Genomic DNA, 17,517 nt, shown 5'->3' with positions numbered 1-17,517 from the left:
GTTTTTAAGCGTTGCTAGGGGCTGTTGACAATTGCTCGTAAGTCTTTGAAAGGTAATAGCAAGCTCGTATAATGAAGTTCCGAAACAACAATCATACGAGCCCGCAATGCCCAGGTACATGCTCACAGAGGAGCTTTGGTCCAAGCTGAGAGAAATATTGCTTCAATTCAGCCTCTATGACAGGGCAGGCCTGCGCAGGACAGTCGAAGGTATTCTGTTCAGAATGCGTACTGGCATACCATGAAGAGATCTGCCAGAGCATTTCGGCAAGTGGAATTCCATCTACAATGCGTTCAATCACTGGTCGAAAAAAGGCATCTGGAAAAAACTCTTTAGTGGGCTGACAACCGACTCGGACCTGAAGTGGGTCTTCATTGATGGCCGCTATGTATGAAAAGGATACGATAGTCAGACGATACGCGCTGAGGCAGAAGCCCTCGAAATGAGCGTTATTATCCCCAGAAGGAAAAACTCGATAAAGGGAAACAAGGGGCTCGACCGGCATTTGTATAAGCTCAGACACCTGGTCGAGAATGCGTTTGCCAGACCCAAGCACTATGATGGCCTGCCTCTGTATCGTCTGGAGCACATGCTCAAACGCCTGGGGCACGAGATCAGCCGCACCAGCATGGCACACTGGATTATCCTTCTGGATGACGTGTTCAAACCGCTGATCAACCTGATGCGCGAAGTGCAGAACAGCGGTGACTAACTGCAAGCCGATGGTTATTCTGGTTACGGCAAGGTGTGTCGAGATAACGGCATCACCACAGATTATGTTGCCGGTGACAATAAATAGGCTTCAAGTCACCCAGATTGTACTACCCCGTGACCCATTGCCTGGCCAGACTGATAGACGCTAAAATCCAATAAGAGCCAACAGGATAGGTCCCTTTATCGCTCGCCTTAAATGTACCCATATAGTTACATTATGGAATATACTATCGTATTGTAAATATATTGGTACAATATTGATCAGAAAAGATTCATTACGAGACAGAAAAGGTGGTCCCATGAGTTCCAATGCTGAACAACTTGGTGATCAATTAAGGGCGCGCCGAAAAGCGCTGGGCTACAACACCCAGCAGGCCCTAGCAGATACAACCGGAGTGCTTCGTAAGCGGATCAGTGAGATGGAAACTGGTAGGTATACCGGCCGCATCACTGACTTGAATCGTGTCTTGGCAACACTGGGGCTTGAAACGTCATTCAAGGTAATCAGCCGGCCAACACTGAACGATCTGAGTACGCTATTCCCAAGCGAGGATGATGATGACTGAAAAAATAAAAACACTGAATGTCAGTAGTGGGGGCGTTGATACCGGCAGACTGAGTAAGAACTCGCAATTCCGGTTTAGATACGGTGCAGACTCCTTGGAGAAACACGCAGTGTCTCTGACAATGCCGGTGCAATTAGAAGAAGTTGTATCCTCAACAATACCCCCAGTTTTTGAGATGAATCTTCCTGAAGGGTACTTACGCCAACGGATCATTGAGCGGTTCCGAAAGCATGCCACGGTTGATGAAATGTTCTTTCTGGCCCTGCAAGGAGGGAACTCAATAGGCAGGTTGGGATTCCACTCAGATTCAGTGACACGCGATGTGGTTGATGCCGTGGCCCTCACTGATTTGGTAAAGACGGACGACCCTGCGCTATTTGAGCGGCTAGTGGACAAGTACCTCGGGCAGACCACTATTGCGGGTATACAGCCAAAGGTGCTGGTTCCCGATAACAGCGAGCCTAAATCCGTCTTGCAGCTTCCTGAACTGATCGTTAAAACCAGTGGCCCCGAATACCCACATTTGGCGATCAATGAGTTCATCTGCATGTCGATTGTGAAACAAGCCGGGCTGACTGTGCCTGAATTTCACCTGTCAGACGATAAGCGGCTGTTCATCATGCGCCGGTTTGACCTGACCCAAGACCGGCACAGGCTCGGGATGGAAGACATCTGTGTGCTCATGGGCTTGGTCGCAGACGATAAATACAAGCGCAGCTATGAGCAGGTTGCCCATGCTATTGGCATTTATTCTGACAATCCAAATCGCGACCTTGGCGAACTGTTCCGATCACTGTGTGTTTCCGTCCTGGTGGGTAACGGTGACGCTCACCTGAAAAACTTTGCCATGCTCTATGACGACCCTTCAGCAGGAAAAGGCTGGTTTTCCCCAACATTCGATATCGTAAACACTACCTTATATATGGAAGGGGATACCCTGGCATTGAAGCTGGGTAGAACAAAAGACTTTCCAAGCCGAACGACGATGGTCCGGTTCGGTAGGGAACACTGCAACCTGACACAAAAGATGGCAGAGGAAACTATTGACCAATGCATTGATGCCGTTCAGTGGGGAATAGAGGAATTCAGTGAGTTGGCACAACCGGTCGAGTTCGAGGGGCGCACGCTAATGGGGGAAATTGAGCATGGGATTAGCCGCTTGATGACGCCGGAAAGCAAACATGCCATCTGGAAAGGTGAGGTTCGCAAACCCAAGCGTGTGAAGTGAAGGGTGGCACTCCGGAGATCTGAGGGCATTGTAGTGGCTGGCGATGCAATCCTTGTCGCCCATAACTCTCGTTTCGATCGGGGGCGAATCAGTACGTGACGGTATCCTGGCTGCCTACGAGTTCGCCGACATCGACCCGTACCGTGCTGCCACTCACAACAAAGGCATTATGAACGGCGTCAGTGCGGTAGTGCTCGCCACAGGCAACGACACCCGTGCGGTTGAAGCTGGGGCTCACGCTTACGCAGCACAAACCGGCCGCTATCGTTCGTTGAGCCACTGGGAGGCAGACCGTGATGGCAACCTGACCGGCATGATCGAACTACCTATGCCGGTGGGGTTAATAGGAGGGGCAACCAAACCCATCCTACCGCACGCATTGCCCTGGATATCATGGCCGTTAAAAGTGCGGAGCAATTGGCACGCACCATTGCGGCCGTTGGGCTGGCAAAGAATTTTTCCGCCTTGAAAGCCCTGGCGACCACCGGTATCCAGAAAGGCCACATGGCACTGCACGCTAAGAATATAGCGGTGATGGCAGGAGCGCTCGGTGCAGAGATCGAAGCCGTGGCGAAAGATCTGGTCAGATTGGGGAATGTGAGGGTGGATATTGCTGAAGAACTGCTGAGCAAGCTTCGGGGGTAGCTGTATATTTTTTATTCTATTTGCTAGTGTATTAATAAGGTCGCTAACAAATGGGTGAGGTGATACGTTGAGTGATGAGGGAAGCGCGCTTAGTGCTGAAGAGTTTGTGCTAAGCCTAAAACGCTATATTACACAAGTGCGGCGTGATCGCAGATTGTCGGGACTGAATGTACGAACGACTACCGTACACAGCCGACAGCTCTGCGGCAGCCGGCTGACACTCGACGCGATAATTGAAGAAAACCGGATCAAAGAGCTTGGCTACCAAGTCAGGGCCTGCTCACTGGGGCAGGCAACAACAGCGATCGTTTATGAACGTGCTCCAGGAATGACAGCGGAGGAGCTTCAGTCCGTTCAAAGTCAGCTGGAGCAGATTTTAAAAAACGATGTCCCACCTCAAAACACTTTGATCTGGACTGAGTTAGCGATTTTTCAACACGCGGCATTCATGCCGTCCCGGCATGACTCTGCATTATTACCCTTCAGGGCACTACAGGAGATTTTTTCAAAGGAGAGACACGGCGAGTCCTAATAAAAACAATATTTAAGAGGCATCTATATCCCTCAAGGAGATATAACATGGTTCAGAACATCATCGTGGTTGGCGGGGGTATTGGCGGCACAATGACCGCAAATAACCTGGTCGCAAAACTTTACCCGGAGATAATCAGGGGCAAGGCACGCGTTACCCTGATATCAAACAGTCCATGGCACTACTACAAACCCGCCTTTATGTACGTCGCATTCGGTGCATTCTACAAAAACGAACTGCGTCGCCCACAAGCCTCATTACTGCGCCCGGAAATCGACTTCGTTCTCGACGAGGTTGAAGGCTTTGAGTTCAAGGACAGTCGCCTGAGAATGGCTTCAGGTAAGAGTTATGATTATGACTACCTTGTTGTGTCGACTGGCTGCATTCCCTCACCAGAGCGCATAAGCGGTCTTAAAGAAGCCGGCGATCATTTCTATCAGCACGATCCTGCACGAGAACTGTACAAGAAAATTTCGACCATCGAGAAAGGCCGTATATTTATCGGCGTTACCTTTCCGACAACGCCTAACGTTCCACACCAGTGTGGCATTGCGCCGATGGAAACCACCCTGATGCTCGATGAATTTTTGCGCAAGCGAGGCGTAAGAGATCAGATAGAGATCGTTTACACTTATCCCACCGTCTCACAACTTGTCCGTAACTGTTTGTTCTTGCAAAAAGATACAGGCGCAGTTCTGCCGTCTATTTTCGATTCAAAAGATATTAAACACAAACGCGGTTTCACCCTTGCGAGTGTTGACCCCGAGCGTAAGGTGGCCATTTCCGAGGAAGGGGACGAAGAAGATTTCGATATTCTGATGCAGACCCCACCCATTCGAGCCGTAGATGCGGTTATTAATTCGGGTGCCTCTCAGGCTCCCAACAACGAAGGATGGTTGCCGACAGATCGCCATTCGCTGCAACTTGAAGGCTATGAAAACGTGTTCGTAATGGGCGACACGGTCGATCTGCCTATCAGTAAGGCAGGTGGAAGCTGCCATAACCAGTCGCCGGTAATCTGCAACAACATTGCTGGCCTGATGCGGTTTGGTGAAACCCCGGCTGAATACGATGGAAGGGTACAGGCCATCGCCCAAATGGGTATGGAAGTCGGCATGCCGCTTTGGTACGACTACGATGTAGATGTCATACCGACGCCACCGACCAAAATCGGCGGGTTAATGCGTAAGGGATTTAACCGAGGCATTTATTGGTCTGTCGCCCGTGGGCTGGTTTGACGAGGAGAGCAAAAATGAACGACGAATCCACAACAGTTGCAGCACCTCAGTCGCTTGAGCAATTACTGAAAAAGTCGCCGGAATTGCAAGATCAGGCAACACTGGACGGCCTATCGGATCTGATCACGAAAGCAGCGCCGATAATACAGGGGCGACGGCTGCACAACATAATTGATTTGCTCGCAGCGACCTCCGACGTTATCGAAATGGCCGATGATAATATGGTGCAAAAGTTGATGGCACTCTACGAAGAGGCCATTGGCGGTGCCTGGGCTATCAGCAACGCTCTGAGATATGCAGCAGCCCAGGCTGCTCATGACGAAACCCCGCCGACAATCTGGCAAAGCCTGCGGCGGTTAAGCAAAGACGAAGACGCCCGCCGAGGCTTGAGTATGGCTATAAACCTGGCTGCTGAGCTCGGAAGGCAGGCCAAGGCAGCTAACGGGCCGATGCCGGAGGATTGAATGTTTCTGCTTGTCAGCGAGCTTGGGCGTATTTCTATGCAGCGCCTAACGCTCTAATATTCCTGAAATAATAAGAACGTAGACTCTTTCCCACGATGACACTCAATGGGATGGGTTCATATGAAGCGTTTGTTTTTTTGTGTCCATGATTGCTGCCAGCGTTTGGCCGCTGGCAGCATATTTGATGATTCCGGCTCATCAGGCAATGGCACGACGGCGGGTAACCCGGAAGCACCCGAAGTGGGCCACCTTATGACAGCATCGTGTCTCTGGCTTGCGCGTTTCTATGGCTACCGATGTGGATTGTCAACAGCCCCTAGGCTCCATCAAAATGCGTCGCACTGCATTAAGATTCATCGTAACTCGTCACCTGGGCGTGAACAGTGCCGCTGGCCACCCGGGCACTGATGGCCTGGCCGGCTTCAAGCTGCCCGGCATGCCGCACAATCTTGCCCTGGTCGTCTTTTACAATGGCGTAGCCCCGCCCCAGAGTGGCCAGCGGGCTGACCAGATTCAGGGTTTGCGCTGTGTAATCCAGTTGCTCACGGCGGCTTTTAAGCGCTTGCTGAATGGCCAGATTCAAGCCTGTTGTTGCCCGCAACACACGTTCGCTGGCGCTGGCCAGTTGCCTGTTAGGTGATTGCATGGCCAGGCGCTGCTGCAAATGGTCGGTACGCACATGCAAACGCTGGGTCATCTGCGCCATGGCGCGGCTCAGGCGCACATCCAGCCCATCCAGGCGCTGCGCTTTTTCCTGCAGGCTGCGACGCGGATCTTTCAGCCGCGCTGAAAGCTGCAGCAGCCTGTTTTCAAGCGCTGTATGTTGGCGCCCCATTGCAGCCTGCAGGCGCTCGCTGATGGCCTGTAATTGGCGTAACCAGATGCTCTGGTCTGGCGATATTTTTTCCGCCGCGGCTGACGGTGTCGGCGCCCGAAAATCCGCTACGTAATCGGCAATGGTGGTGTCTACCTCGTGCCCCACAGCGCTGACGGTGGCAATAGGGCAGGCAGCAATGGCGCGGGCTACGGCCTCTTCGTTAAAGCACCACAAATCTTCTAGAGAGCCGCCGCCGCGACCGATAATCAGCACGTCAGCGCGGTTGTGGGCAACAGCCCGGCCAATGGCGGCAACTATGTCTGCGGTTGCGGCCTGGCCCTGCACCGCGGTGGGGTAAAGCGTGACTGGAATGCCCGGGCAGCGCCGAGCCAGCACCGTGAGTATGTCGTGAATCGCAGCACCGGTTGGGGAGGTAACCACGCCAATGTGACGGGGCAGGGCGGGTATGGGTTTTTTACGCTCGGTGCTAAACAGGCCTTCGTTGAAAAGCTTTAACTTTAACGCTTCAAAAGCCTGCTGCAGCGCGCCGGCTCCGGCCGGCTCCAGGTGCTCGACAATAATCTGGAAGTCGCCGCGATTTTCGTACAAGGTCACCTTGCCGCGAATTCGCACCAGTTCGCCTTCTTTTGGCGCCGGGCGAACCCGCTGATTGGCGCCGCGGAACATGGCACAGCGAATCTGGCAGTTTCGATCCTTCAGAGAAAAGTACCAGTGCCCGGAAGAAGGGCGTGAAAAGCCCGACAATTCGCCTTCAACCCAAACCTGCATAAAGCTGGTTTCCAGCAGGTGGCGGGCCTGATGATTCAGCTCGCTAACGGTCAGCGCCCGCGGCCGGTTGTCCTGAAAGGCATCATTCACCAAAAAACCCCCATGGTTTTATACGCAATAGCCGAAAAAAATTGAATGTAAACCGCTTAAAATTCAGATGCATGCAACCTTTGGCGAGAAAGTGCGCGGTTTACTGGGCTGCAACAGATCTTTATAATAGCCCGATTAAGAATTCTACTTGGCAGAGGCACCTTCAATGCCCCTGCCAAGGTTTAAATTTAGCACGTTAAAAGGCCGATCCCAATGCTGCGAATTGCCGAAGAAGCTCTGACATTTGATGACGTACTGTTGGTGCCCGGTTACTCCGAGGTTCTGCCTCACGAAGCCGATCTTCGCACCCGCCTGACACGCACCATCATGCTGAATATCCCGCTGGTGTCGGCGGCCATGGACACAGTAACAGACGCAGAGCTGGCGATTGCCATGGCCCAGGAAGGCGGCATCGGCATTATGCACAAAAATATGAGCGCCGAGCAGCAGGCCGCCGCAGTGCGTAAGGTAAAAAAGTTTGAAAGCGGGGTGGTAAAAGACCCGATTACGGTCAAGCCCGAGAACACCGTACGCGAGCTGGTTGAAATTACCATGGCCAATAACATTTCCGGCCTGCCGGTCGTAGACGGCAGCGAACTGGTGGGTATTGTAACGGGTCGCGATATCCGCTTTGAGAGCAGCATGGACACGCTGGTGCGTGACATCATGACGCCTAAGGAAAAACTGGTTACGGTGAAAGAAGGCGCCGATCTGGAATCAGTGAAAGAACTCCTGCACCGCCACCGCATTGAAAAAGTTTTGGTGGTAAACGACAACTTCCAGCTGCGCGGGCTGGTCACAGCAAAAGACATCCAGAAGTCCAAAGACTACCCGCTGGCGAGTAAAGACGATCAGGGCCGCCTGCGTGTTGGTGCGGCCGTCGGCACCGGCGGCGACACCGAAGCCCGTGTGATAGCTCTGGCGGAAGCCGGTGTTGATGTGATTGTGGTGGATACGGCTCACGGCCATTCCCGCGGTGTGCTCGATCGTGTGCGCTGGATAAAGGAACATTACCCCGAGCTGCAGGTGATTGGCGGCAATATTGCCACAGCTGAGGCTGCCCTTGCCTTGGTTGACGCCGGCGCAGACGCGGTTAAGGTGGGTATCGGCCCGGGCTCCATCTGTACCACCCGCATTGTAGCCGGTGTGGGTGTGCCGCAGATTTCAGCGGTATCCAGCGTGGCTGAGGCCCTTAAAAACACCGACGTTCCGCTGATTGCCGACGGTGGTTTGCGCTTCTCCGGTGATATTGCCAAGGCGATTGCGGCCGGCGCCCACTGTGTGATGATCGGCAGCCTGCTGGCCGGCACCGACGAAGCCCCGGGTGAAATCGAGCTGTTCCAGGGCCGCAGTTACAAGGCCTATCGGGGCATGGGTTCAATTGGCGCCATGGGCCAGGGTTCCAGCGACCGGTATTTTCAGGATGCCAGCAAAGGCATAGAAAAACTGGTTCCGGAAGGTATTGAAGGCCGCGTCGCTTGTAAGGGTCCGATGCGCAACATTATTCATCAGCTGATGGGCGGCCTGCGCGCCGCGATGGGTTACACCGGCAGTGCCACCATAACCGATATGCGCAACAAGCCCCGGTTTGTGCGCATCACCGGTGCCGGTATGCGCGAGAGTCACGTTCACGATGTGACCATCACCAAAGAAGCACCGAACTACCGCGTTAGCTGATTACAGGTTGTTTTTATGCGGCCCCATTGTTGGGGCCGCATTGCTAATTTCCCCGAGGATTCCATGGCCCACGACATTCACGATCACCGCATCCTGATTCTAGATTTCGGTTCCCAGTACACCCAGCTGATTGCCCGCCGGGTGCGGGACATCGGCGTTTATTGCGAAGTGCGCGCTTTTGACATCAGTACTGAAGAGCTCGAAGCGTTCAACCCCAAGGGTATTCTGCTGGCCGGTGGTCCTGAGTCGGTCACCGAGCTGGGTGGCGCGCGCGCGCCTGACGGCCTGTTTGATCGTGGTATTCCTATATTGGGTATTTGCTACGGCATGCAAACCATGGCAGAGCAGCTGGGCGGCCGGGTGGCCAGCTCGGAAAAACGCGAATTTGGTTACGCTCAGATAAAAGTACGCGCCAAGGGCCCACTGCTACAAGACATCACCGACCACCTGACCGTGACCGGCGAATCTCTGCTGGACGTGTGGATGAGCCACGGTGACAAAGTGGTTGCCATGCCCGAAGGTTTCGAACTGCTGGCCTCCACCGAAAGCGCACCTATTGCAGCCATGCAGGATGTGTCGCGCCACCTTTACGGCCTGCAGTTCCATCCGGAAGTGACCCATACCTTGCAGGGTAAGCGCATTCTGGAACACTTCGTGATGAACATCTGCGGCTGCGAAGCCCTGTGGACGCCGGCCAAAATTGTCGACGACGCCGTGCAAAAGATCCGCGAACAGGTCGGCACCGACAAAGTACTGCTGGGCCTGTCTGGCGGGGTAGATTCCTCGGTGACCGCGGCGCTGCTGCACAAAGCCATCGGCGATCAGCTAACCTGTGTGTTTGTTGATAACGGCCTGCTACGCCTGAATGAAGGCGACCAGGTGATGGATATGTTCGGCAGCAGCATGGGCGTAAAAGTCATTCGCGCCGACGCTGAAGAACGCTTTCTGAACAATCTCAAAGGCGTCAGCGATCCCGAACAAAAGCGCAAAGTGATTGGTAACACCTTCATCGACGTGTTCGATGAAGAAGCTACCCGCATTCAGAATGTTCACTGGCTGGCCCAAGGCACTATTTATCCGGACGTGATCGAATCGGCTGCGTCCAAAACCGGCAAGTCCCACGTGATCAAATCTCACCACAATGTGGGTGGCTTGCCGGAAACCATGAAACTGAAATTGGTCGAGCCCCTGCGCGAACTCTTCAAAGACGAAGTGCGCCGTATTGGTCTCGAGCTGGGTTTGCCGTACGACATGGTCTACCGCCATCCGTTCCCGGGGCCGGGCCTGGGCGTGCGCATTCTCGGCGAAGTGAAAAAAGACTACGCCGACATCTTGCGCCGCGCTGACGCCATCTTCCTGGAAGAGCTGCACCGCGCCGATTATTACCACAAAACCAGTCAGGCCTTTGCGGTCTTCCTGCCGGTGAAATCGGTAGGCGTAGTAGGCGACGCCCGCCGCTACGAATGGGTGATTGCACTGCGCGCTGTAGAAACCATCGATTTCATGACCGCACGCTGGGCGCATCTGCCGTACGAACTGCTGGAAACCGTGTCTAACCGCATTATCAACGAAATCAGCGGCGTATCACGGGTGACTTACGATGTGTCGTCCAAGCCGCCGGCGACCATAGAGTGGGAATAACGTTGGCCATAAAGATCGCCTGATAAAAAAACCGACACAGCTGTGTCGGTTTTTTTTGATCCGTTTGCTCAATCTCTGCAGCAGCGTTTTAACGCAGTCGATTAAACTCCTGCAAGACCGGGCAGCATCGCTGTGACACACTCACTCAGGCTGTTAGGCTGAAGTCCAAAAGATTGTCAGAGCGAAATAGAACTCTAGGAAACTGCACATGAAGAAACTCAAAATTATCCTGATCGGGTTTGTCCTGATCGTTATGGGCCTGGCCCTGTATTATGTGTTGCCGCGGGTCTCCGTTGTCGAGGTGATCGGCGTTGAGGTCAAGCGCACCGATGTAGAGGTGGGAACCCGAGACGTTTACATGATTCAAACCCGGCTGATCGGCGGCGACGAAGTCCGCGTGTTCCGCAACGAAGACGCATGGCTTTATTTTAAGATCAACTCCGCGAATCTTCAGACGCAAGCGGCTGTCTTTGCCCGCGAAGAGAAGGGCACGGCCGTTGCTATTCGCCATTACGGCTGGCGGCTCCCGCTTTTTTCGATGTTTCCGAATGCGACGTCAGTCTGGCCTGTCGAGCCCGGGTACCGTCATATCCCGATTTTCAACATAGTCATACTGGTGCTTCTTTTGGTCTTGGCGTTTATAGCGCGTCGTGCATTGAAGCGTGCGTCCGGTAAGTTCATGGAATTGCGTGCCCGTCACACGTCTGCGAGTGGAAATAATACTCCCTCGTCTTCGCCCTCATCATCCTCAAAGTCATCCTCGGCAAGCGATGCGGGGGATGACAAATGGCTGAAGCGCGACCAGCAAACGTCGAGCCGGTCCGATAAGTCGGAGAGGGACGACTGAACGGATGCAACAAACACCGGTTATCACGCGACATCCCCTGAACACGGGGGTTCTTGAACTGCGGACCAGCGCAGCCCCGACGGACGGCGAATTATTCCGGATTGCGGAGCGAATCAACCCGAAGCGCAGCTTTCTTTTTGTTTCCACCGTACTCGGGCGCCATATCCCCGTCAGACCGCGGGACCATTTTGATGCGGTCAATGCGATCGTCGATCAAATTCCCGATGCTCTGCTTGATGGCCCCCTTTTGGTGATGGGTTACGCGGAGACGGCGGTTGGAATCGGAGCGGCCGCGGCTCGGCGCATCCGGGAGCGCCGGCCCGAAGCGGATATTCTTTACCTGTCGACCACCCGCCACCCGGTTGCGAGTCGGGAATGGGTCAGCTTCTCGGAAGGGCACAGTCACGCCACTGCACATCATGTGATGGCGCCAACGTCGTGCGAGCTTTCAAGCGGGCTTGCAAGAACGCTTGTTCTTGTGGATGACGAGACGACCACCGGAAACACCTTTGCGGCTTTGTTCAAGGCGGTTCATGACGGCGGGGTAGACGTTAAACGTGTTCTACTTCTGACCCTGACCGACTGGTCCAACGGACGAGCCGCCCAGGCAATTATGGAGCTGTGCCCTGGTATCCCGGTGGACGCGTTCTCTTTAGTTCGAGGGGAATGGCGATGGGAGCAGGACGCGAAAGCAACGCTTCCGGCTGTTCCGGTCTGGGCCGGGGATGCGACACTTCCGGCCTGGGTTCCGAACCCGAATCCTGTGCCGAATCTGCTGTTTCACGCGCCGCGGCTCGGGCTTCAGATGGAGCCGATTATTGAATCGATGATGGAACCGATGCGGCCCTTGATTCCGGCCGCTCTGCCGGCGGTGGCCCCAGGCGACGCCGTTCTTGTGATCGGGACCGGCGAGCACGTTTGGGGTCCGATGCTGCTGGCTGAACGCCTTGAGCAGGAAGGAGCGGATGTAACGTTCGTTGCGACCACCCGGTCGCCGATCCTCAACGGAGAGGTTATCCGGCACAAAGTGACGTTTCCAGACCATTACCGGGTAGGCGTACCTATGTATCTTCACAATGTCCCCGAACGCCCCTGCGCTCGAGTCATCATCATGACCGAAACCGGCGATGACGGAATCTGCCCAACGCTCCGGGCCTATCTCGGGCGCGGGCACATCATTAACGGAGCCGGCCAAGTGACGGAGTTCGAGACGTAATGGGCCAATGTATCTACTTGACGGATCTTGACGACACTCTTTTTCGATCATCTCACAAACATCCGCAGGGCGAAGCCTTTACGCGGGTAACCACCGCGACCAATGGCCACCATGGCCATATGAACCCGGCGCAGCAGGGCCTGCTCTCGGCGCTGAGGGCAACCGGGGCGGTGATTCCGGTGACTGCCCGTAGCACCGACGCCTTTTCCCGGGTTCATCTCGATTTTGGCACCCGGCGCGCTATTCTGGCCAACGGGGCGGTGATTTTGAACGCCGAGGGCGTTGCAGACCCTGCCTGGCTCGCGCACACGGCGCACATTGGGCGCAGCGCAGAAACGTTGCTGCTCGACATGTCTGCGCTTATTGGCGCGGAGCTTGGATCAGCGGCCCGCAGCTGGATCGTCGAAGAGTACGGCGCGCCGGTCTATTTCTGCGTGAAAATGAACGCGACCGGGGTGGCAGAGGTTCGAAGCGGAATCACCGCCGCAGCGGAACGCCTCGCAAGCCGGTTCGACTTGTCCGGTCTGCAGCAGCACGCAAATGGCAATAATCTCTCGTTCACGCCAATAGGCATCTCAAAGCGGGAAGCCTGTCGGCATCTGATAGACAGCATCAGAGACGGCGGCGGGGCGCCGCTGATCGGCATTGGAGACAGCCTGACGGACCTTCCGTTCATGGGTCTCTGCGATTTCATCATGACCCCGTCCGGGTCGCAGATTGCAGACCTCATGGCGCGGATGACCGATGGAGACCTAACACCTTGAACCGCCCACTGACTGATACCGAAAAACGTCCTTTTTCAGGCAGCTATCTGTCGACAGACGTGGAGTTTCTGCTGAAGCCGGTCGCGCTTGCACCCACCCCGGTGGAGGAGAAAGAGCGCCGGATTCAAACCGGCGCGACCCACTACTCGGAAATGATTTCTGAGGAGCGGCGCCCGGATGCCCGTTACCTGTCTCTGTTCGAGGAGTCTTGCCGGCTTGGAGTGCCGCGGCTTGCCCGAGACATCCGTTCCCTGGCGGGGCAAATTCTTGATCTGGTCCAGCAGGGCCGGTTGAACCAAGAAATTACCTTGTGCAGCCTTGTTCGCGCCGGAGTGCCTTACGGTGTTTTGCTTAAGCGCGATCTGGTTCGGTTGGGCGCTGATGTCGCCCATTTCGGGATCTCGATCATCCGCGATCGGGGCCTCGACGAGGCGGCCATGGTGGAAGTGCTTGCGCGGCGCCCGGTTGACGGGGTGATCTTCGTTGACGGGTGGACAGGTAAAGGGGCCATCACGGCGGAGCTGGCGGAGTCTTGGCGTGCTCTCACTGACCGGGAACCAATGCTTGCCGTGATCGCCGATCCTTGCGGTCGCGCAAATCTCTGCGGATCCCGCGAGGACTGGCTGATCCCCTCCGGCATTCTTGGCGGTAACGTGTCTGGTCTTATCTCCCGCTCTATCCTCCGGTCCGACCTGATAGGCCCCGGGGACTATCACGGCTGCATTGTGCTGGATCACCTTGCTGACATTGACCTGTCGCGTTCGTTCGTCGACCGGGTGGATGCAGCCTTGTCGGCGCTGGCGGGCCGGGTTGATCTGGAGCCAGAGGCGGATTCGTCCGCGGCCGTAAGGTTCCGCACAGAGGCGGACCGCACTGTTGCGGCGGTTGCCAAACGGTTCGGAGTGCACAACCGCAACCGCATCAAGCCAGGCATTGCGGAGGCCACAAGGGCGGTTCTGCGGCGCCGACCAGAATGCGTTCTGGTTCGATCGCTCAGCGAAGACCCAGACCTTGCGGCGCTCATTCACCTTTGCCGTCAGGACGGGGTCAATCTGATTGAGGCGCCTGACCTCACCGGGCCTTACCGGGCGATTACGCTCATCAGGGAAACTAAATGACTGACTTTGGGTCTCATATGTTTTCGGCTTATAAGTTGGGGGCTACCCTCTACATGCCCGCCATACATCCGAAGGTGCCAGACATAGTGTCAGGATTGGCAACGTCGCCAGCCTCATCGATTGTCCTTTGCCTGGAGGACGCGATGCGTGAGGAGGACATTGAACAGGGCATCCGAACCCTGACAGAACTGCTAAAGACCCGTCTTGGTAGCATTGACAGCCGGCCACAGGTTTTCATCCGGCCCCGGTCTTATGACATGGCGTGCCGGCTTCGGGCAATTGACGGCATTACCCAGATTGATGGTTTTGTACTGCCAAAGGCTCGGCCTGAAACCGCCCCGGACTGGATTTCGCTGTTGTCAGGAACCACCCTGAAGCTCATGCCAACGCTTGAGACGCCGGAATTTTTCGATCCGGCCCGGCTGATTCAATTTCGGGATCTATTGCTGAGGGCCGGGCCGGACCGAATCGCCGCGGTCCGGATTGGTGGGAACGATCTTCTGGGTTCGATGGCGCTGCGTCGGGTGCGTGGCATGACGGCCTACGAGGGTCCGCTTGGCTGGTTTTTATCGATGGCGGCGTCGATCCTTATCCCGGCCGGGATTCCCGTTTCTGCCCCGGTCTTTGACATTATTGAAGACACGGAGACGTTGCGCCGTGAGGTGGAACGCGATGTGCAAATGGGATTCGTCTCAAAAACCGCCATCCACCCGGCTCAGGTCCCGATCATTGAAGGCGCGCTCTCCGTATCGGAGGAAGACCTCCGTGCCGCCAAAGCAATCCTTGATCGGGACGCGAGTGCCGTGTTTCAGATTGGTGGCGTTATGTGCGAGCCTGCAACGCATGCCGCTTGGGCACGCCGCACACTGGCGCGCGCGGACCGGTTCGGATGTCACTCGTATGGGCAGGCCCGTTATAACCGAGAGACCGGTACCGGTTGAAAGGTTAAATTAGGATTAATTAAGGAATGGAAAAAGCATTGCACAACAGATGCAGAAAATTGTACTGTTTTTCAAAGCCATAAAAGGAATTAAAAAATGAGTATTTCTTTATCGAAAGGCCAGGCAATAAGCCTGTCAAAAGACAATCCGGGGCTGTCCCGTGTTTTTATGGGGCTGGGTTGGGATCCGGTGAAAAGCAGCGGCGGCTTCCTGTCGAAGCTGTTTGGTGGAGGCGCCTCGGCCATTGATCTGGACGCAAGCGTACTGGTTTTTGACAGCGCGAAGAACGAAATTGACAGAGTCTGTTTCACCAAACTCAAATCATCAAACGGTGCTATCACCCATGACGGCGACAATTTGACCGGTGAAGGCGACGGAGATGACGAAGTGATTCGGGTCGATCTGTCCCGCCTGGACGCAAAGGCTGCGCACTTGGTTTTCACCGTTAACAGCTTTCGCGGTCAGACCTTCAATGAAGTCGATAACGCAGTCGCGCGGCTGGTAGACGACACCAACCAGCGTGAAATTTGCTCGTACACGCTGCGCGAGCAAGGCGCGCACACCGGCGTTGTTATGGCGTCTTTATCAAAAGGCAGCGACGGCTGGAGCATGACGGCCCACGGCGTTCAGGCCACCGGTCGCACCGTAGACGATCTGGTTGGCGTTTCGAAATCTGTCATTTAGCAGGAGCTTAACGATGTTGAACTGGTTGAAAGACAAAAGTAATGAAGCCCGCACCCGCCTGACGGCGGAAGTATCGAAGTTTCGCAATCGCACCTTTATGGAGGCCGTTGTTTCCTCCTGTGCCCTGGTGGCGGCGGCGGATGGAACCGTATCCTCTGACGAAAAACAGAAGATGGCGGGGTACATGCGGAACTCGGACGAACTCAAGCATTTTGAGATGCCCGACGTAATTGCCTACTTCGAGAAGGTGATCGCGAATTTTGATTTCGATGCGGCGATCGGCAAGGCCGAGGCGCTCAAAGTGATCGGCCGCCTTCGTGATAACGAAGAGCAAGGCAGGGTTATGGTTCGTGTTGCCTGCGCGATCGGTGCGTCAGACGGAACCTTTGATGATGACGAAAAGGCTGTCGTGCGCGAGATTTGTGTGGAGCTTGGGCTAAAACCCGCCGATTTCGATCTTTAATCAGCAATTCAACGAGGGCGCTCATGCCGCCCTCATTTTTTTGACAAACGGAATCATAAATGGACGGATTAACCACCTATCAGCTCGCGGTCATTGCGCTGGGTGCTATTTTTTTCGGGGTATGGCTTCTTGTTAAAGGTGGCGATCTCACGATCGATTCATCGGTTCGTATTGCTGAAAGGTCTGGCCTTTCAAAGATGTTCATTGCGGCGACCATTGTTGCTTTTGGTACCTCGGCGCCGGAGCTGTTCACATCGGTGAACGCAAACATCAGCGGCTTTGCAGGCATCTCGGTTGGCAACGTGATCGGGTCCAACATCGCGAACGTGTTGATGGTAATTGGTATCTCGGCAATGATCGCCCCAATCGTGTTTGACCGTAAAAAAGCTCAGGTCGACACTCTGGTGATGATTTTCGCCACCGCCGCTATGGCAGCAGCGGTCTGGGCCGGGATTCTTCCTCGCTGGGCAGGTCTGGCGATGGTTTTCGCCATTGTTGCCTATGTGACCTACCAGTACAAAGCAAGTAAAATCGAAGTTGACGAAGACGAGGAGGGCGAAGACGCGAGTCCCGGGAATCCTTTTGTTATGGTCACGATCGGAATTGCAACGCTTGTGATCGGGTCGGAAGTACTGGTTCAAGGAGCGGTTGCCGGCGGATTCGCTCTGGGCGTTCCTGAAGCCGTGATCGGGATGACCGTGATTGCATTCGGGACCTCCCTGCCTGAGCTGACCGCCTGCGTCGCGGCGGCTCGTAAGGGGCAGTCGGATATGATCATTGGCGGAATTGTTGGATCGAATATTTTCAACATCCTGTCGGTGATGGCGATTACGGCGGTAGTGAAGCCACTGGTGATCGATCCGCGGTTCGGTCAATTTGACCTGCTGATCGTTCTTGCCGTAACGTTTGTGTTCGCGCTCTTCCTGCTGTTTGTCGGTCGAATTGGCCGCATTGCTGGCGGGATCATGGCGGTTTCTTATCTTCTGTTCACTTTCGCTCAGTACAGCGGAGTGGCTGACGCATTCGTTGGGGTCGCGGCCCCTTGATGCACAACTATTTATAACGATGTACAAAGAGTTTGGT

Annotated in this window: 16 protein-coding genes and 3 pseudogenes; 18 read left to right on the top strand and 1 reads right to left on the bottom strand. The window is 55.0% G+C overall.

Annotation, left to right across the window (positions count from 1 at the left end):
- Positions 1-106: 106 nt before the first annotated feature.
- The 8 genes and pseudogenes from ATI45_RS23035 to ATI45_RS06975 all read left to right on the top strand — a co-directional run.
- A pseudogene (locus tag ATI45_RS23035) lies at positions 107-559 on the top strand (transposase); the annotation flags it as partial.
- Positions 551-700 (top strand): annotated as a pseudogene (locus ATI45_RS22210) (IS66 family transposase); the annotation flags it as partial. The pseudogenes ATI45_RS23035 and ATI45_RS22210, both read left to right, overlap by 9 nt.
- A 313-nt stretch (positions 701-1,013) precedes the next feature.
- The gene (locus ATI45_RS07000; RefSeq protein WP_098418857.1) at positions 1,014-1,280 is read left to right on the top strand and encodes a helix-turn-helix domain-containing protein; all 267 of its coding nucleotides are present in this window, start codon (positions 1,014-1,016) and stop codon (positions 1,278-1,280) included.
- The gene (locus tag ATI45_RS06995) at positions 1,267-2,508 is read left to right on the top strand and encodes a type II toxin-antitoxin system HipA family toxin (RefSeq protein WP_098418856.1); all 1,242 of its coding nucleotides are present in this window, start codon (positions 1,267-1,269) and stop codon (positions 2,506-2,508) included. Before ATI45_RS07000 ends, ATI45_RS06995 begins: the two co-directional genes overlap by 14 nt.
- Before the next feature lie 43 nt (positions 2,509-2,551).
- Positions 2,552-3,153, top strand: a pseudogene (locus tag ATI45_RS22630) (hypothetical protein).
- A 67-nt stretch (positions 3,154-3,220) separates the two neighbouring features.
- Positions 3,221-3,685, top strand: coding sequence for an iron-sulfur cluster assembly scaffold protein (locus tag ATI45_RS06985; protein WP_098418855.1), 465 nt, complete (start codon positions 3,221-3,223; stop codon positions 3,683-3,685).
- A 47-nt stretch (positions 3,686-3,732) separates the two neighbouring features.
- A complete protein-coding gene (locus ATI45_RS06980; protein ID WP_098418854.1) occupies positions 3,733-4,923 on the top strand; it encodes an NAD(P)/FAD-dependent oxidoreductase in 1,191 nt (396 codons plus the stop codon).
- Positions 4,924-4,937: 14 nt separating this feature from the next.
- On the top strand, positions 4,938-5,387 hold the full coding sequence (locus ATI45_RS06975; protein WP_098418853.1) for a DUF1641 domain-containing protein: 450 nt from the start codon (positions 4,938-4,940) through the stop codon (positions 5,385-5,387).
- A gap of 346 nt (positions 5,388-5,733) precedes the next feature.
- On the opposite strand, the gene xseA is transcribed toward ATI45_RS06975, so the two are convergent.
- Positions 5,734-7,086, bottom strand: coding sequence for an exodeoxyribonuclease VII large subunit (gene xseA / locus ATI45_RS06970; RefSeq protein WP_416376665.1), 1,353 nt, complete (start codon positions 7,084-7,086; stop codon positions 5,734-5,736).
- 210 nt (positions 7,087-7,296) lie between these two features.
- Between xseA and guaB the strand changes: the two genes are divergently transcribed.
- The 10 genes from guaB to ATI45_RS06920 all read left to right on the top strand — a co-directional run bounded on the left by guaB (position 7,297) and on the right by ATI45_RS06920 (position 17,480).
- Positions 7,297-8,760: an IMP dehydrogenase gene (guaB, locus tag ATI45_RS06965; protein ID WP_098418852.1), complete on the top strand. Its 1,464-nt coding sequence runs from the start codon at positions 7,297-7,299 to the stop codon at positions 8,758-8,760.
- A gap of 63 nt (positions 8,761-8,823) precedes the next feature.
- Positions 8,824-10,401 (top strand): glutamine-hydrolyzing GMP synthase, encoded by a 1,578-nt coding sequence (gene guaA, locus ATI45_RS06960; RefSeq protein ID WP_098418851.1) that lies wholly within the window; start codon positions 8,824-8,826, stop codon positions 10,399-10,401.
- A gap of 208 nt (positions 10,402-10,609) precedes the next feature.
- Complete coding sequence (locus ATI45_RS06955) at positions 10,610-11,248, top strand: DUF1523 family protein (protein ID WP_098418850.1); 639 nt, start codon at positions 10,610-10,612, stop codon at positions 11,246-11,248.
- A 4-nt stretch (positions 11,249-11,252) separates the two neighbouring features.
- The gene (locus ATI45_RS06950; protein ID WP_098418849.1) at positions 11,253-12,464 is read left to right on the top strand and encodes a phosphoribosyltransferase domain-containing protein; all 1,212 of its coding nucleotides are present in this window, start codon (positions 11,253-11,255) and stop codon (positions 12,462-12,464) included.
- Between the two features lie 17 nt (positions 12,465-12,481).
- Positions 12,482-13,228, top strand: a complete 747-nt coding sequence (locus ATI45_RS06945; protein ID WP_228735947.1) for a hypothetical protein — start codon at positions 12,482-12,484, stop codon at positions 13,226-13,228.
- A complete protein-coding gene (locus tag ATI45_RS06940; protein WP_098418847.1) occupies positions 13,225-14,346 on the top strand; it encodes a cysteine protease StiP family protein in 1,122 nt (373 codons plus the stop codon). Before ATI45_RS06945 ends, ATI45_RS06940 begins: the two co-directional genes overlap by 4 nt.
- On the top strand, positions 14,343-15,287 hold the full coding sequence (locus tag ATI45_RS06935) for an HpcH/HpaI aldolase/citrate lyase family protein (RefSeq protein WP_098418846.1): 945 nt from the start codon (positions 14,343-14,345) through the stop codon (positions 15,285-15,287). Before ATI45_RS06940 ends, ATI45_RS06935 begins: the two co-directional genes overlap by 4 nt.
- A 96-nt stretch (positions 15,288-15,383) precedes the next feature.
- Positions 15,384-15,971: a TerD family protein gene (locus ATI45_RS06930; RefSeq protein WP_098418845.1), complete on the top strand. Its 588-nt coding sequence runs from the start codon at positions 15,384-15,386 to the stop codon at positions 15,969-15,971.
- Between the two features lie 13 nt (positions 15,972-15,984).
- A complete protein-coding gene (locus ATI45_RS06925) occupies positions 15,985-16,434 on the top strand; it encodes a tellurite resistance TerB family protein (protein ID WP_098418844.1) in 450 nt (149 codons plus the stop codon).
- Between the two features lie 59 nt (positions 16,435-16,493).
- Positions 16,494-17,480: a calcium/sodium antiporter gene (locus tag ATI45_RS06920; RefSeq protein ID WP_098418843.1), complete on the top strand. Its 987-nt coding sequence runs from the start codon at positions 16,494-16,496 to the stop codon at positions 17,478-17,480.
- Positions 17,481-17,517 lie beyond the last annotated feature (37 nt).

The organism is Marinobacter sp. LV10MA510-1, assembly GCF_002563885.1.
Taxonomy (GTDB): Bacteria; Pseudomonadota; Gammaproteobacteria; order Pseudomonadales; family Oleiphilaceae; genus Marinobacter.
The sequence above is the reverse complement of the archived record's forward strand: the minus strand, read 5'-3'. Positions and strand labels throughout refer to the sequence as shown.

Excerpts from the sequence above, each read along its gene's own strand:
- ATI45_RS07000 (WP_098418857.1), top strand. The coding sequence starts at position 1,014 with ATGAGTTCCAATGCTGAACAACTTGGTGATCAATTAAGGGCGCGCCGA.
- ATI45_RS06995 (WP_098418856.1), top strand. The coding sequence starts at position 1,267 with ATGATGATGACTGAAAAAATAAAAACACTGAATGTCAGTAGTGGGGGC.
- ATI45_RS06980 (WP_098418854.1), top strand. The coding sequence starts at position 3,733 with ATGGTTCAGAACATCATCGTGGTTGGCGGGGGTATTGGCGGCACAATG.
- ATI45_RS06975 (WP_098418853.1), top strand. The coding sequence starts at position 4,938 with ATGAACGACGAATCCACAACAGTTGCAGCACCTCAGTCGCTTGAGCAA.
- guaB (WP_098418852.1), top strand. The coding sequence starts at position 7,297 with ATGCTGCGAATTGCCGAAGAAGCTCTGACATTTGATGACGTACTGTTG.
- guaA (WP_098418851.1), top strand. The coding sequence starts at position 8,824 with ATGGCCCACGACATTCACGATCACCGCATCCTGATTCTAGATTTCGGT.
- ATI45_RS06955 (WP_098418850.1), top strand. The coding sequence starts at position 10,610 with ATGAAGAAACTCAAAATTATCCTGATCGGGTTTGTCCTGATCGTTATG.
- ATI45_RS06950 (WP_098418849.1), top strand. The coding sequence starts at position 11,253 with ATGCAACAAACACCGGTTATCACGCGACATCCCCTGAACACGGGGGTT.
- ATI45_RS06935 (WP_098418846.1), top strand. The coding sequence starts at position 14,343 with ATGACTGACTTTGGGTCTCATATGTTTTCGGCTTATAAGTTGGGGGCT.
- ATI45_RS06930 (WP_098418845.1), top strand. The coding sequence starts at position 15,384 with ATGAGTATTTCTTTATCGAAAGGCCAGGCAATAAGCCTGTCAAAAGAC.
- ATI45_RS06925 (WP_098418844.1), top strand. The coding sequence starts at position 15,985 with ATGTTGAACTGGTTGAAAGACAAAAGTAATGAAGCCCGCACCCGCCTG.
- ATI45_RS06920 (WP_098418843.1), top strand. The coding sequence starts at position 16,494 with ATGGACGGATTAACCACCTATCAGCTCGCGGTCATTGCGCTGGGTGCT.